The sequence below is a fragment of the Shimia sp. genome (assembly GCF_041624275.1).
GTDB lineage: Bacteria > Pseudomonadota > Alphaproteobacteria > Rhodobacterales > Rhodobacteraceae > Shimia.
The window spans coordinates 1-12,338 of the sequence record NZ_JBFJVE010000083.1 but is presented as its reverse complement, the minus strand read 5'-3'; the positions used below and the strand labels follow the sequence as shown (position 1 = coordinate 12,338).

The window sequence follows — 12,338 nt, the reverse complement described above, 5'->3', positions numbered from 1 at the left end:
GGTGCTGAAGGAATGCACCCTGCCGCTGACCGGCCGGGGCGTGGTCGATCGCATCATCACCAATCTCGGCGTGATGGACGTGGTCGAGGGCGGCCTCAGGCTGGTGGAACTGGCCGATGGCGTCAGCGAGGAAGAGTTCCGCGCCGCCACCGAGGCGACGCTGGTCAACTGATCGGCCGCCGACACGGCATCAAGGGGCCCGGCCGTTGCGCCGGGCCTTTTTCTTTGCCCCGCACCGGCGCCGCAGGCCGGCATTTGCGATGGCGGCGGGGATTTCGGCTTGGCTTCGCGCCGCAATTGCTGCAAGTCTCGTGCCATGGATCTGGCCGCCGACGCTTTCGAACATGCCCCGATCGGGCTCGCGATACTCGAAAATCGCATGATCGTGCGCTGCAACCGCGCCTTCGGGGAGATGTTCAAGGCCGCCCCCGAAGACTGCGCCAACCGCTCGCTGGCAGATTTCTACGCCTCGGAAGAGGACTACCAGAAATTCGGCGCCAGGGTCTATGCCGCGATTCGCGAGACCGGGCGCTACAATGACGAAAGGGTCATGCGGCGGCGCGACGATACCCTGTTCTGGTGCCGCACCCGGGGCCAGTCGACGACCCCGGACAACCCGTTCCAGAAAAGCATCTGGTCCTTTGCCGACCTCTCGGACGACCGCCCCGTGGTCGAGCTGTCGCAAAGGGAACGCGAGGTCGCGATCCTGACCTGCCGCGGCATGACCAGCAAGGAGATCGGCCTCGAACTGTCGCTGAGCTATCGCACGGTCGAGGAATACCGCGCCCGGCTGCTGCGCAAGTTCGGTGCCCGCAAACTGGCCGAACTGGTGGCCAAACTGTCGGGAATGCCGCTCTGAGGCAGCTTGAAAACCGAAAAAGCCACTGGAAATCCGCCCCTCGCTCCCCCATGTCACTCGGCATGCGAGCGCGCTTTTCACTGGCGGCGCGATGCCATATAACGCGACCCAAGGGAAACCAATCAGACTCACATCCGCGCGGCGAAGCGTTGAAGAGGACAGACTAAGATGAGCAAGAAAAACCACGACAATGACGTTGCCTTCATTCAGGCGCTGGCAGAGCTTCTGCGCGAGAACGATCTGACCGAACTCGAAGTGATGCGGGAATACGGGTCGGACGACAGCCTGAACGTGCGCGTCAGCCGCCAGACCCAGTTGGCCGCGACCGTCGTCGCCCCTGCCGCCGCCCCTGCCCCGGTCGCCGCACCGGCCGCCGCCCCTGCCCTGGCCGAGGCCAGCGTGTCGGACGACCCGGCCAGCCACCCCGGCGCGGTCACCTCGCCGATGGTGGGCACCGTCTATCTTCAGGCCGAACCCGGCGCCCCCAGCTTCGTCAGCGTCGGCGACAAAGTGTCCGAGGGCGACACGCTGCTGATCGTCGAGGCGATGAAGACCATGAACCATATCCCGGCCCCGAAACCGGGCACGGTCAAGCGCATCCTGGTCGGTGACGGAGATACCGTCGAATATGGCGCCCCCTTGGTCATCATCGAATAAGGCGCTGACATGTTTGATAAAATCCTTATCGCCAACCGCGGTGAGATCGCCCTGCGCGTGATCCGCGCGTGCCGCGAAATGGGCATTCAGTCGGTCGCGGTCCATTCGACCGCCGACGCCGACGCGATGCATGTGCGCATGGCCGACGAAGCGGTCTGCATCGGCCCCGCCCCCGGCTCGGAAAGCTATCTCAACATGGCCTCGATCATCGCGGCCTGCGAAATCACCGGCGCCCAGGCGATCCATCCGGGCTATGGTTTCCTGTCGGAAAACGCCAATTTCGTGCAGATCGTCGAAGACCACGACCTGACCTTTATCGGCCCCACCGCCGAACATATCCGGGTGATGGGCGACAAGATCACCGCCAAGGAGACGATGAAGGCGCTGGGTGTGCCCTGCGTGCCCGGCAGCGAAGGCGGGGTGCCCGATCTCGAGACTGCGCTGAAGATCGGCGAGGAGTTCGGCTATCCGGTGATCATCAAGGCCACCGCCGGCGGCGGCGGCAAGGGCATGAAGGTCGCCAACAGCGCCGCCGAGATGAAAAGCGCCTTTCAGACCGCGCGCGCCGAGGGCAAATCGAACTTTGGCAATGACGAAGTCTATATCGAGAAATACCTGACCACGCCGCGCCATATCGAGATTCAGGTCTTTGGCGACGGCAAGGGCAATGCCGTGCATCTGGGCGAGCGGGACTGCTCGCTGCAACGCCGCCACCAGAAGGTCTTCGAAGAGGCGCCCGGCCCCTGCATCTCGCCCGAGGAACGCGCCGAGATCGGCCGGATCTGCGCCGAGGCCGTGGCCAATATCAACTATATCGGTGCCGGCACGATCGAGTTCCTCTATGAGAAGGGCGAATTCTACTTCATCGAGATGAACACCCGCCTACAGGTGGAACACCCGGTGACCGAGGCGATCTTCGGTGTCGACCTGGTGCGGGAACAGATCCGCGTCGCCGAGGGGCTGCCGATGTCCTTCACCCAGGATGACCTGGAGCTGAACGGCCACGCCATCGAAGTGCGCATCAACGCCGAGCGGCTGCCGAATTTCGCCCCCTGCCCGGGCCGGATCACGCAGTACCATGCCCCCGGCGGGCTGGGCGTGCGGATGGATTCGGCGCTTTATGACGGCTATTCGATCCCGCCCTTCTACGATTCGCTGATCGGCAAGCTGATCGTGCACGGCCGCGACCGCAAAGAGGCGCTGGCCCGCCTGCACCGGGCGCTGGCGGAGCTGATCGTCGATGGTGTCGACACCACGATTCCGCTGTTCCACGCGCTGCTGGCCGAAGACGACATCCATTCGGGCGATTACAACATCCACTGGCTCGAACGGTGGCTGGAGTCGCAGATGGCTGACGGCTGATGCCGCATGGTCCGCAAACCGGGCAGGACGAGATCACACCCGACCTGTTGATGCGGGCCTATGCCATGGGAATCTTTCCCATGTCGGAACACCGGGACGACCCCGAGATCTTCTGGGTCGACCCGCATAGGCGCGGCGTCTTCCCGCTTGACGGGTTCCATGTCGCGCGTTCGCTGGCCAAGGCCATCCGGCGGCGCGATTACGAGGTCGCGATCAATCGCGATTTCGCCGCCGTCGTCGATGCCTGCGCCGACCGCGACGAGACCTGGATCAACCCGGGCATCCGCCGGCTTTACATCGCCCTGCACCACCGCGGGCAGGCGCATTCCTTCGAGCTTTGGCGCGACGGCGCGCTGATCGGCGGTGTCTATGGCGTCACCCTCGGCGGCGCCTTTTTCGGCGAAAGCATGTTCAGCAGCGCCCGCGATGCATCGAAAATCGCCCTCGCCTGGCTGGTGTACCACCTCAGGGCGCAGGGGTTCACCCTGTTCGACACCCAGTTCCTGACGCCGCATCTGGCCTCGCTGGGGGCTGTCGAGATCACCCGGGCCAGGTATCACCGACAGTTGGCGGCGGCGCTGGAGAGGCGGGCCAATTTCCTAGGCCCGCTGGGCTACTCGGTCGACGAGGTGGTGTCGCAGCGCATCACCCAGAGGTCGAAGCGCGGGTGATCCAGCGCATTCAGCGCCGGTGACGAGGCCACCATCCAGCCCTGGAACAGCGGGTCGACCGCCTCGATTCCGTCATAGATGGTGAGAAAGGCATAGCCTTCGCCGGTCGGGTTGTCTTCGGGGTGGCGACATTCGGCAAGATCGACCCTGAGATCGCCGAAGGCGACGCTAAAGCCGTTTTTCAGCGTGATGTCGACCACCTCGCCGTTCAGCCGGTCAAGGCCGCGCAGCAGCGCCCCCTGCCCCGTGACCACCCGCGCCGCGACTTCCGAGGTCACCACGCCGAGGTCTTCGCTGAGCGAGAACACCTCGGGCCGCTCGGGCAGCAGAATGATCTGCGGCTGCGACTCGGGGTCGAGGGTTTCCACGGTGATCTGCTGCGCCGTGGCCGGCGCGGCGCTCAGCAGCAGGCCCAGGGACAGGCCGACAGACGGGCCAAGGGCGCGTCTCATTCCGCCTCTCCGCCGGTGACGAATTTCATCATCAGCCCGATCAGGCTGACCGCGCCCTGGGTGTCCTCGACCTCGGCACCGGGCTCGAAATTGAAGGGCGAACCGCCGGGCAGGATTTCGACGAAAGTGCCGCCAAGCAGCCCCTCGGAGGAAATCACCACCGCGCTGTCATCGGGCAGGTCGATCCCTTCCAGAATGGTGAACCGGGTGTCGGCGCGGAAGGTCTGGGGATTGAGCGCGATATCGGTGACCGAGCCGATCTTGACCCCGGCAAGGCGCACATCGGTGCCCACCGAAACCCCCTCGATCGAGCGGAACGAGGCGGTCAGCGGATAGCCTGCCGTGGCCGAGGCAAAGCCGGTCATCTGCCCGGCATAGACCAGGAAACCGACGGCCACCGCGACGACCGCGGCGCCGACGGCGATTTCAGTGCGCACAGCCGACATGGCCGCCTCCGGGGTTTATTCCGGCACCCAGGCTTCGTAATCGCTGCGCGCCGCAGGAGCCGCCGCCTTGCGAATCGAGCCCGCCGGCGCATAGGCCAGTGCCGAACCGCTCAGGTTTTCCTGATGCGGTTTCTCCCAGGCCTTGTGAACCAGCGGTTTTTCGACCGGGGTTTCATCATAGGTGCGGTGCAGCCAGCCATGCCAGTCGGGGCTGATGCGGCTGGCTTCGACATAGCCGTTGAAGATGACCCAGCGCTTGCTGTCGTTGCGCGTGCGATAATAGACGTTGCCCTGATCGTCTTCGCCCACTTTCACGCCCTTGCGGCGCGTGAACAGCCGGGTGTTGAGAGTGGCGCCGTTCCACCAGGAGAAAACGCTGTTGATCGTGCTCAGAATGCCCATGGATGCCTCCGCAAATTCATACCCCATATGGACCAATTCGCCGCAAAGGTCCAGTGTGACAGGCCACGAAAAAGGGCGGACAAATTGCCCGCCCCCCGTATTTCTTTGCCCGGCCCCTTCGGGGTCAGCCGACGTTCGCCGGCTCCTTTTCGGCATCGGCGTGGATCATCAGCGGGCTGGCCTCCGAGGTCACGGCCTCTTCGTTGACCACCACTTCGGTGACACTGTCCATGCCCGGCAGTTCGAACATCGTATCAAGCAGGATGTCCTCGAGGATCGAGCGCAGCCCGCGCGCGCCGGTCTTGCGCTCGATGGCGCGTTTGGCGATCGCGGTCAGCGCATCATCGGTAAAGGTCAGCTGCGTGTCCTCGAGCTCGAACAGGCGCTGGTACTGTTTCACCAGCGCGTTCTTGGGCTGGGTCAGGATGGTGACCAGCGCGTCCTCGTCGAGATCCTCGAGCGTCGCCAGCACCGGCAGGCGGCCGACGAATTCCGGGATCAGGCCGAATTTCAGCAGGTCCTCGGGCTCGAGATCCTGGAAGATCTCGCCGACGCCGCGCTCGTCATTGTCGCGCACGTCCGCGCCAAAGCCCATCGCCGAACCCTTGCCGCGCTGCGCGATGATCTTATCGAGACCGGCAAAGGCGCCGCCACAGATGAACAGGATATTGGTGGTGTCGACCTGCAGGAATTCCTGCTGCGGATGCTTGCGCCCGCCCTGCGGCGGCACCGAGGCCACGGTGCCTTCCATCAGCTTCAAGAGTGCCTGCTGCACGCCCTCACCCGACACGTCGCGGGTGATCGAGGGGTTTTCCGACTTGCGGGTGATCTTGTCGACCTCGTCGATATAGACGATGCCGCGCTGCGCGCGTTCGACATTGTATTCCGAAGCCTGGAGCAGTTTCAGAATGATGTTCTCGACATCCTCGCCGACGTAACCGGCCTCGGTCAGCGTCGTGGCATCGGCCATGGTGAAGGGCACATCGAGAATCCGCGCCAGCGTCTGCGCCAGCAGGGTCTTGCCGCAGCCGGTGGGGCCGACCAGCAGGATGTTCGATTTGGCCAGTTCGATGTCGCCGGACTTCTGGGCATGGTTCAGCCGCTTGTAGTGGTTGTGCACCGCCACCGACAGCACGCGCTTGGCCAGCGCCTGGCCGATCACGTAATCGTCCAGCACGTTGCAGATCTCTTTCGGGGTCGGCACCCCTTCCGAGGCCTTCAGCCCGCTGGCCTTGGTCTCTTCGCGGATGATGTCCATGCAAAGTTCAACGCATTCATCGCAGATGAACACGGTCGGGCCGGCAATGAGTTTGCGCACCTCGTGCTGACTCTTGCCGCAGAAACTGCAGTAAAGCGTGTTCTTGCTGTCCCCGGAATTGCTTGCCATTTGCGTCCTTTCGGGCCTTCGATATGCGCCGTCGCGTTCGGGTCAGCTTAAGGCAGCCACACCCCGAGTACAACGTGGAAAGTGCCCCGGCCAGTTCACGCCGGGGCGGGTTTCGGTCAGCTTTCGGCTTCGCCGTCCTTGGCACGGCTCTCGACGATCTCGTCGATCAGACCCCAGTCCTTGGCCTCTTGCGGCGACATGAAATTGTCGCGTTCCAGCGCCGCTTCGACTGCTTTCAGCTTCTGGCCGGTGTGCTTGACGTAGATCTCGTTCAGGCGATCTTTCAGCTTCTGGGTTTCGCGGGCGTGGATCATGATATCCGTCGCCTGCCCCTGATAGCCGCCCGAGGGCTGGTGCACCATGACCCGGCTGTTGGGCAGCGAGAACCGCATGCCGGCCTCGCCCGCGGTCAGCAGAAGCGAGCCCATCGACGCCGCCTGACCGATCACCAAGGTCGAGACCTTGGGCTTGATATATTGCATCGTGTCGTAGATCGACAGCCCGCTGGTCACCACACCGCCGGGCGAGTTGATATACATCGAGATTTCCTTCGACGGGTTTTCGGCCTCGAGATGCAGCAGCTGGGCCACGATCAGGGTCGACATGCCGTCATGCACCGGCCCGTTGACGAAGATGATGCGCTCTTTCAGCAGGCGCGAGAAAATATCATAGGCCCGCTCGCCACGGCTGGTCTGCTCGACCACCATGGGCACCAGGGTATTCATATACGTGTCGATAGGATCGTTCATGTCCGCCTGCCTCTTGCTCGCGTCGGTGCGTGTGGTCAAAGCCCACAGGGGAGTCTTAAAGTCGGCCCGAGGGGGCTGCAAGGGCAGCAGGGCAAAATATGCCCCGCGCCGATCGGGCGCCGCGCCCGGCCCGGCGCCGCCGCGAAGGCGGCGAAAGGGCTTGCGCCACGGGGACGGCGCGTTCCAGACTGGGCCGACTGGCGCCCCACCGCCACCGCCGAACGCCACCGTAAACCGAGGAAGGCCCGCATGCGCCATTTCGACGAGCTTTTCGACATTGCCGCCCAGCGCAAGGGCGGCGCCGAGGCGCTCGCGGCGCTGCTGACACGCCCCGACCCCGAGGTCACCACGCTGCCCGAGGACCGCTGGCTGGCGATCATGACCAAATGCATCTTTCAGGCCGGGTTCAACTGGAAGGTGGTGGACAACAAATGGCCCGGTTTCGAAGCCGCCTTTCACGGTTTCGACGTCGATCGCTGCGCCTTCCTGCATGACGAGGATCTCGACCGGCTGATGGCCGATACCGCGATCGTGCGCAACGCGCCCAAGATCCGCACCGTGATCGACAACGCCCATTTCCTGCAGGCGCTGCGCGGCGAAGGCGGCGCCGGCGCGGTGCTCGGCGGCTGGCCCTCGACCGATTACGTCGGTCTCCTGGCGCGGCTCAGGAAGGACGGTGCCCGGCTCGGCGGCATGAGCGGCCAATACGCGATGCGTTTTGCCGGACGCGATGCCTTCATCCTCAGCCGCGACGTCACCGCGCGGCTGATTGCCGAAGGGGTGATCGACAGGCCGGCGAGCTCCAAGGGCGCGCTGGCGGCGGTTCAGGCCGCCTTCAACGACTGGATGGAGCAGTCGGGGCGCAGCCTGACCGAGATCAGCCGGGTTCTGGCCATGTCGCTCTGATCCGGCGCGGCCCCGGATGCCACCGGCGCCAAGCGGTCACTTCTGGATGATCTGAAGATGGGCCAGCAAAGCCGCCAGCGGGCGCGGCGTCGGCGTCATCACCCCGTCTTCGGTCTCGACCGGCACCATTTCGCCGCGCAGCATGGCGCCAAACTCCGGCATCGCCGCCCGCGCCGCGTCATCGGCGCTGTAACCGTCGATCTTGCTCAGCACCATCGACACCGGAAAACGGCCTCCGGCGCGCTGCGAGATCAGGGTCAGGTCGGCCGGCGCCGGCGCGCGGTCGACAGCGCCCGCACCGTCGCCGCGCCCCGATTCGCCGTGGCAGGCGGCGCAGTTGCTCGCATAGACCCGCGCGCCCTCGGCCTCGCCCGGCATCTCCGCCTCGCCGCAACTCACCAGCGCCAGCAGGGCCGCGCAGCCAATGCCCAGCCTCATTGCTGCGCCTCCTGCACATAGGCCACCAGATCGGCGATCGCCCGGCTGGTCATGATCGGCTGCCCCGAGGCGGTTTTCATCGCCGCCGCGCCGCCCTCGAAGAAATGGCCATAGACCGGCATCGGGCTGCCATGCGCGACCAGCGGGTCGCGCCCGTCGATGCGCTTGATCACCCGCTCCAGCGGGAACACCCCGTCATTGCTGGCGCTCAGCGCCGTCAGATTGGCCGGCTTGATGATCATCACCCCCGCCATCGGCCCCTGCCCGTCCAGATCCAGCCCGTGGCAGGCGGCGCAATGCTCGAGATAAAGCGCCCGGCCGGTTTCGCCATCCTGGGCAAGGCCGGGCCCCGCCAGCAGGGTCGCACAGATAAGTGTCAGAAATCGCATTGGTCTACCTTCCCTCGAATTGCCGCAGCTTAGCCCGGCTTTTGCCCGGCCTACGCCAGCCTCGCGCGGATTGGCCTTGCCTGCAACTCTGGCAGAGCAACCGGTGCACGACATTGATCCGGATCATTCCGCGCCGTCGCCCCGCCCGCCATATCCCGGTGGCAGCCTCACGGCCGGACCTTTTTCCACGCCGGCCCGATCGCGGGCTTGCGGCGCGCACGCAAAGCCTGTTGAGATGGCGGCGACCCGACCGGGTCCGATCCGCCACAACGCCGATTTGTCCCGGGAGGACAAGACATGCCGCAAACCCTGCACTACGCCCTCATCATGCTCGCCGCCGGGATCGGGATCCCGCTGCTCGCGGCGCTGAACGCGGCGCTTGGCCAGCGGCTCGGCTCGCCCTTTGCCGCCGGGGCGGTGCTGTTCTGCGTCGCCCTTTCGGCGGCGGTGCTGGCGCTGTTGCTCAGCGGTCACGCGCCGCGACTCTCCGGCCTGCCCGCAGCCCCGAAACACCTGTTTCTGGCCGGGCTTCTGGTGGCCTTCTACGTCCTGTCGATCACCTGGGTCGCGCCGAAATTCGGCGTCGGAAACGCGGTGTTCTTCGTGCTTCTGGGGCAGTTGATCTCGGCCGCCGCGATCGACCATTTCGGCCTGTTCGGGGCCCAGATCAGCCCGCTGTCGCTGACCCGCGCCGGCGGTATCGCGCTGATGGCGGCCGGTGTCTGGCTGACCCAGCAGGCCTGAGTCACCGGCTCAGGCCGGCGCCAGCAGGCCGCCTTCCAGCTGCAGAACCCGGTCCATCCGCGCCGCCAGCGCCATGTTGTGGGTCGCGATCAGCGCCGCCAGACCGGTCTCGCGCACCAATTGCAGCAGGGTGGCAAAGACCTGGTCGGATGTCGCGGGATCAAGGTTGCCGGTCGGCTCGTCGGCCAGCAGGATCTTCGGCGCATTGGCCAGCGCCCGGCAGAAGGCGACGCGCTGCTGCTCGCCGCCCGACAGCTCGCCGGGGCGGTGCCGGGCGCGGTTTTCCACCCCGACACGGGCCAGCAGGTCGCGCCCGCGCGCCTCGGCCGCGCCGCGCGTCACACCATTGGCCAACTGCGGCAGAACCACGTTCTCGAGCGCATTAAACTCGGGCAGCAAGTGGTGGAACTGATAGATGAATCCGACATCCTGACGCCGCGCGGCCGTGCGCTGGCGATCGGATCTGTCCTGCAAGGCCCGGCCGTCGATTTCGACCCGCCCCGCATCCGGCTGATCGAGCAGGCCGGCAATATGCAGCAGGGTCGACTTGCCGGCCCCCGAGGGCGCCACCAGCGCCACGATCTCGCCCGCCCCGAGCGTCAGCCCGGCCCCGCGCAGCACATTCACCTCGCCGGGCAAGCCCTTGTTATACCGCTTTTCGATCCCTTCCAGTCGCAGCACGACATCACTCATAACGCAGCGCCTCCACCGGGTTCATCCGCGCCGCGCGCCGGGCCGGAAAGATCGTGACCACGAAAGACAGGCCCAGGGACAGGGACACCGCGCTCAGAACATCGCCCAATTCCAGCCGCGCCGGCAGGTGATAGATGCCGCGAATGGCCGGATCCCAGGCCCCGCCACCCATCACCATGTTTACAAAAGCGAACACCGGGTCGATATAGATCGCGAAAAGACAGCCCAGAACGACGCCGAAAACGGTTCCACTTAGCCCGGTAAAGGCGCCGCAGATAAAGAAGACTCGCAGTATCGCCCCCTCGGTCAGCCCCATGGTGCGCAGGATACCGATGTCGCGCCCCTTGTTCTTTACCAACATAATCAGCCCCGAGACGATATTCATCGCCGCGATCAGAACCAGGATCGACATGATGACGAACATCACGTTGTCCTCGACCTCGAGGGCCCGCAGAAAGCCCCCCGAGGCATCGCGCCAGGTCCACAGCAGCGTGCGCTCGCCCCCGGCGCGGATCAGCTCCAGAGACAGCGCCTCGACCTGTTCCGGCGCCGCCACCATGACCTCGATCTCGTCGGCGACCCCGTCACGGTCGAAAAAGCGCTGCGCCTCGGCAAAGGGCAGATAAACCCGAGTGCGGTCAATGTCATAGCGCCCGGCGGAAAAGACATAGACCACCTCATAGGCATTGATCCTCGGCGAGGTGCCAAAGGCGGTCCTGACCCCGTTGGGCGAGATCAGCTTGATCCTGTCACCGACGATCACCCCCAGCTCCCGCGCCACGCCGCTGCCGATGGCGATCCCCTGCTCGAAACGCGCAATGTCGCCCCGCCCGGTCCCGGGGTCGGCGATACGCGGCAGTTCCTTCAGGTTTTCCAGCGAGATTCCATAGACTTCGACGCCAGAGTTACGGTCGCGCAAATTGGCCATCACCTGGCCCTTGATCAGCGGCGCCGCCCGCGTCACCCCCTCGACGGCACGCAGCCGCGCCGCCATCGCCTGATAGTCGTCGATGCTGCGATCGATGCGCCCCCTCGCGTCGACCACGCCCGAGCGATAGACCGTGACATGCGCATTGGCGCCCAGAATGGTATCGACGAATTCGGCCCGGAACCCCGCACGCACCGCCAGCGTGGCGATCAGCGCGAAGACCGCCAGGGTGATGCCGATCAGGCTGATCCAGGTCATCACGCTGACCCCGCCATCGGCGCGCCGCGCCCGCAGATAACGCCAGGCGATCATCCACTCAAAAGGCGCAAAAGGTGCTGTTCTGCCTGCCATGACTGCTCCGGCTCGCTGTTGGCGCAAACCTATTGCCGCCCGGACTCGCGGTCAAGCGCCGCCGGGGCTGCCCCCGCCCCGGCTTCATCTCTTGACAAATACTCCCGCCGGAGGCGGCCCGGCCTCAGAGGCCGCGCACCATGTGGTCGCGGTAGATCCCGGCGATCTTGGCCACCGCCTGCTCGGGCGGCATCTCCTCGCTCTCGCCGCTGCGGCGGCTGGTCAGCTCGACGACCCCGTTCTTCAGGCCGCGCGGCCCGACGGTGATGCGCCAGGGCAGACCGATCAGATCCATCGAGGCGAACTTGGCCCCGGCGCGTTCCTTGCGATCGTCGTAAAGCGGTTCGAGCCCGAGCCCGCACAGCGAGGCGTAAAGCGACTCGCAGGCCGCATCCGCCGCCTCGTCGCCCTGCTTGAGGTTGACGATGCCGCAGTGGAAGGGGGTCACGCCTTCGGGCCAGATGATGCCCTTGTCGTCGTGGCTGGCCTCGATGATCGCCCCCAGCAGCCGCGAGACACCGATCCCGTGCGAGCCCATGTGCACCGGCACCGGCTTGCCGTCGGCCCCCTGCACGGTGGCGCCCATGGGTTCGGAATATTTGGTGCCGAAATAAAAGATCTGCCCGACCTCGATGCCGCGCGCCACGCGGCGGCGCTCCTGCGGGATCTGTTCGAACAGCGCCGCGTCGTGGGTCTCGTCGGTGCGGGCGTATTTCGAGGTGAACTCCTCGAGGATCGCCTGGCACTGGGCGCGGTCGTCATAATCGATGTCGCGATCGCCAAAGCTGAGATCGGTCACCGCGCTGTCATAGAAGACTTCCGATTCGCCGGTCTCGGCCAGCACCAGGAACTCATGGGTGTCATCGCCGCCGATCGGCCCCGAATCGGCGCGCATCGGGATCGC

At 65.5% G+C, this 12,338-nt stretch carries 16 protein-coding genes and 1 pseudogene; 7 read left to right on the top strand and 10 right to left on the bottom strand.

All coding sequences use genetic code 11. The annotated features are described in order from the left end of the window. The 5 genes and pseudogenes from ABZD10_RS08340 to aat all read left to right on the top strand — a co-directional run. A pseudogene (locus ABZD10_RS08340) lies at positions 1-172 on the top strand (succinyl-CoA--3-ketoacid-CoA transferase); the annotation flags it as partial. A gap of 144 nt (positions 173-316) precedes the next feature. Then, complete coding sequence (locus tag ABZD10_RS08335) at positions 317-859, top strand: LuxR C-terminal-related transcriptional regulator (protein WP_372885756.1); 543 nt, start codon at positions 317-319, stop codon at positions 857-859. A gap of 168 nt (positions 860-1,027) precedes the next feature. After that, entirely contained in the window at positions 1,028-1,516 is a 489-nt protein-coding gene (accB, locus tag ABZD10_RS08330; RefSeq protein WP_372885754.1) for an acetyl-CoA carboxylase biotin carboxyl carrier protein, read from the top strand. 9 nt (positions 1,517-1,525) lie between these two features. Continuing rightward, positions 1,526-2,878, top strand: coding sequence for an acetyl-CoA carboxylase biotin carboxylase subunit (gene accC / locus ABZD10_RS08325; protein ID WP_372885753.1), 1,353 nt, complete (start codon positions 1,526-1,528; stop codon positions 2,876-2,878). Then, positions 2,878-3,549 carry a leucyl/phenylalanyl-tRNA--protein transferase gene (gene aat, locus ABZD10_RS08320; protein ID WP_372885752.1) on the top strand — a complete coding sequence of 224 codons (672 nt, stop codon included), beginning with the start codon at positions 2,878-2,880 and terminating at the stop codon, positions 3,547-3,549. The genes accC and aat overlap by 1 nt, the downstream gene beginning before the upstream one ends. On the opposite strand, the gene ABZD10_RS08315 is transcribed toward aat, so the two are convergent. From ABZD10_RS08315 to ABZD10_RS08295, 5 genes are all read right to left on the bottom strand, one after another. After that, entirely contained in the window at positions 3,492-4,001 is a 510-nt protein-coding gene (locus tag ABZD10_RS08315) for a DUF2155 domain-containing protein (RefSeq protein ID WP_372885751.1), read from the bottom strand. The genes aat and ABZD10_RS08315 overlap by 58 nt on opposite strands. Next, positions 3,998-4,447 (bottom strand): outer membrane lipid asymmetry maintenance protein MlaD, encoded by a 450-nt coding sequence (gene mlaD / locus ABZD10_RS08310; RefSeq protein ID WP_372885749.1) that lies wholly within the window; start codon positions 4,445-4,447, stop codon positions 3,998-4,000. The genes ABZD10_RS08315 and mlaD overlap by 4 nt, the downstream gene beginning before the upstream one ends. Positions 4,448-4,462: 15 nt before the next feature. Beyond that, positions 4,463-4,849 carry an NADH:ubiquinone oxidoreductase subunit NDUFA12 gene (locus ABZD10_RS08305; protein WP_372885748.1) on the bottom strand — a complete coding sequence of 129 codons (387 nt, stop codon included), beginning with the start codon at positions 4,847-4,849 and terminating at the stop codon, positions 4,463-4,465. A gap of 124 nt (positions 4,850-4,973) precedes the next feature. Next, positions 4,974-6,236, bottom strand: coding sequence for an ATP-dependent Clp protease ATP-binding subunit ClpX (clpX, locus tag ABZD10_RS08300; RefSeq protein ID WP_372885747.1), 1,263 nt, complete (start codon positions 6,234-6,236; stop codon positions 4,974-4,976). A 116-nt stretch (positions 6,237-6,352) separates the two neighbouring features. Further along, positions 6,353-6,985, bottom strand: coding sequence for an ATP-dependent Clp protease proteolytic subunit (locus ABZD10_RS08295; RefSeq protein ID WP_372885746.1), 633 nt, complete (start codon positions 6,983-6,985; stop codon positions 6,353-6,355). 249 nt (positions 6,986-7,234) lie between these two features. On the opposite strand from ABZD10_RS08295, the gene ABZD10_RS08290 reads away from it, so the two are divergent. Then, positions 7,235-7,891, top strand: a complete 657-nt coding sequence (locus ABZD10_RS08290) for a DNA-3-methyladenine glycosylase I (protein WP_372885745.1) — start codon at positions 7,235-7,237, stop codon at positions 7,889-7,891. A 36-nt stretch (positions 7,892-7,927) separates the two neighbouring features. Here ABZD10_RS08290 and ABZD10_RS08285 read toward each other — a convergent pair whose 3' ends face one another. Both ABZD10_RS08285 and ABZD10_RS08280 read right to left on the bottom strand, forming a co-directional pair. Continuing rightward, positions 7,928-8,329: a cytochrome c gene (locus tag ABZD10_RS08285; RefSeq protein WP_372885744.1), complete on the bottom strand. Its 402-nt coding sequence runs from the start codon at positions 8,327-8,329 to the stop codon at positions 7,928-7,930. Continuing rightward, positions 8,326-8,718, bottom strand: a complete 393-nt coding sequence (locus ABZD10_RS08280; protein WP_372885743.1) for a cytochrome c — start codon at positions 8,716-8,718, stop codon at positions 8,326-8,328. Before ABZD10_RS08280 ends, ABZD10_RS08285 begins: the two co-directional genes overlap by 4 nt. A 297-nt stretch (positions 8,719-9,015) precedes the next feature. On the opposite strand from ABZD10_RS08280, the gene ABZD10_RS08275 reads away from it, so the two are divergent. Then, a complete protein-coding gene (locus ABZD10_RS08275) occupies positions 9,016-9,462 on the top strand; it encodes a DMT family transporter (protein WP_372885742.1) in 447 nt (148 codons plus the stop codon). A 9-nt stretch (positions 9,463-9,471) separates the two neighbouring features. Here ABZD10_RS08275 and ABZD10_RS08270 read toward each other — a convergent pair whose 3' ends face one another. The 3 genes from ABZD10_RS08270 to ABZD10_RS08260 all read right to left on the bottom strand — a co-directional run. Then, complete coding sequence (locus ABZD10_RS08270) at positions 9,472-10,155, bottom strand: ABC transporter ATP-binding protein (protein WP_372885741.1); 684 nt, start codon at positions 10,153-10,155, stop codon at positions 9,472-9,474. Beyond that, positions 10,148-11,434, bottom strand: a complete 1,287-nt coding sequence (locus ABZD10_RS08265) for a lipoprotein-releasing ABC transporter permease subunit (protein ID WP_372885740.1) — start codon at positions 11,432-11,434, stop codon at positions 10,148-10,150. The genes ABZD10_RS08270 and ABZD10_RS08265 overlap by 8 nt, the downstream gene beginning before the upstream one ends. 124 nt (positions 11,435-11,558) lie before the next feature. Further along, positions 11,559-12,338 (bottom strand): His/Gly/Thr/Pro-type tRNA ligase C-terminal domain-containing protein (locus ABZD10_RS08260; protein ID WP_372885739.1); only part of this gene is annotated, 780 nt, incomplete at its 5' end.

What these genes read in the sequence shown, in the direction of transcription:
- ABZD10_RS08335 (WP_372885756.1), top strand. Translation starts at nt 317, where the DNA reads ATGGATCTGGCCGCCGACGCTTTCGAACATGCCCCGATCGGGCTCGCG.
- accB (WP_372885754.1), top strand. Translation starts at nt 1,028, where the DNA reads ATGAGCAAGAAAAACCACGACAATGACGTTGCCTTCATTCAGGCGCTG.
- accC (WP_372885753.1), top strand. Translation starts at nt 1,526, where the DNA reads ATGTTTGATAAAATCCTTATCGCCAACCGCGGTGAGATCGCCCTGCGC.
- aat (WP_372885752.1), top strand. Translation starts at nt 2,878, where the DNA reads ATGCCGCATGGTCCGCAAACCGGGCAGGACGAGATCACACCCGACCTG.
- ABZD10_RS08315 (WP_372885751.1), bottom strand. Translation starts at nt 4,001, where the DNA reads ATGAGACGCGCCCTTGGCCCGTCTGTCGGCCTGTCCCTGGGCCTGCTG.
- mlaD (WP_372885749.1), bottom strand. Translation starts at nt 4,447, where the DNA reads ATGTCGGCTGTGCGCACTGAAATCGCCGTCGGCGCCGCGGTCGTCGCG.
- ABZD10_RS08305 (WP_372885748.1), bottom strand. Translation starts at nt 4,849, where the DNA reads ATGGGCATTCTGAGCACGATCAACAGCGTTTTCTCCTGGTGGAACGGC.
- clpX (WP_372885747.1), bottom strand. Translation starts at nt 6,236, where the DNA reads ATGGCAAGCAATTCCGGGGACAGCAAGAACACGCTTTACTGCAGTTTC.
- ABZD10_RS08295 (WP_372885746.1), bottom strand. Translation starts at nt 6,985, where the DNA reads ATGAACGATCCTATCGACACGTATATGAATACCCTGGTGCCCATGGTG.
- ABZD10_RS08290 (WP_372885745.1), top strand. Translation starts at nt 7,235, where the DNA reads ATGCGCCATTTCGACGAGCTTTTCGACATTGCCGCCCAGCGCAAGGGC.
- ABZD10_RS08285 (WP_372885744.1), bottom strand. Translation starts at nt 8,329, where the DNA reads ATGAGGCTGGGCATTGGCTGCGCGGCCCTGCTGGCGCTGGTGAGTTGC.
- ABZD10_RS08280 (WP_372885743.1), bottom strand. Translation starts at nt 8,718, where the DNA reads ATGCGATTTCTGACACTTATCTGTGCGACCCTGCTGGCGGGGCCCGGC.
- ABZD10_RS08275 (WP_372885742.1), top strand. Translation starts at nt 9,016, where the DNA reads ATGCCGCAAACCCTGCACTACGCCCTCATCATGCTCGCCGCCGGGATC.
- ABZD10_RS08270 (WP_372885741.1), bottom strand. Translation starts at nt 10,155, where the DNA reads ATGAGTGATGTCGTGCTGCGACTGGAAGGGATCGAAAAGCGGTATAAC.
- ABZD10_RS08265 (WP_372885740.1), bottom strand. Translation starts at nt 11,434, where the DNA reads ATGGCAGGCAGAACAGCACCTTTTGCGCCTTTTGAGTGGATGATCGCC.